Genomic DNA, 530 nt, shown 5'->3' with positions numbered 1-530 from the left:
TTACGACGTCTCCGACTACACCGCCGTGCTGCCCGAGTTCGGCGACCTCGCGGACTTCGTCGAGTTCGTGGACGCGGCGCACCAGCGCGGCATGCGCGTGATCATCGACTTCGTCATGAACCACACCAGCGACCAGCACCCGTGGTTCCAGGAGTCCCGCAGGGACCCCGACGGCCCCTACGGCGACTACTACGTCTGGGCCGACGACGACAAGCAGTTCCAGGACGCGCGGATCATCTTCGTCGACACCGAGGCCTCCAACTGGACCTACGACCCGGTGCGCAAGCAGTACTACTGGCACCGCTTCTTCTCCCACCAGCCGGACCTCAACTACGAGAACCCGGCCGTGCAGGAGGAGATGATCTCCGCGCTGAAGTTCTGGCTGGACCTGGGCATCGACGGGTTCCGGCTGGACGCGGTGCCGTACCTCTACCAGGAGGAGGGCACCAACTGCGAGAACCTCCCGGCCACGCACGCCTTCCTGAAGCGGGTGCGCAAGGAGATCGACGCGCAGTACCCGGACACGGTGG

At 65.5% G+C, this 530-nt stretch carries 1 protein-coding gene; it reads left to right on the top strand.

Annotated elements, in window-relative coordinates:
• On the top strand, positions 1-530 hold a 530-nt coding region (locus K7854_RS37320), incomplete at both ends, for an alpha-amylase family glycosyl hydrolase (RefSeq protein WP_264088206.1).

This window comes from Streptomyces hyderabadensis, assembly GCF_020404845.1.
Lineage (GTDB): Bacteria > Actinomycetota > Actinomycetes > Streptomycetales > Streptomycetaceae > Streptomyces > Streptomyces hyderabadensis.
The sequence above is the reverse complement of the archived record's forward strand: the minus strand, read 5'-3'. Positions and strand labels throughout refer to the sequence as shown.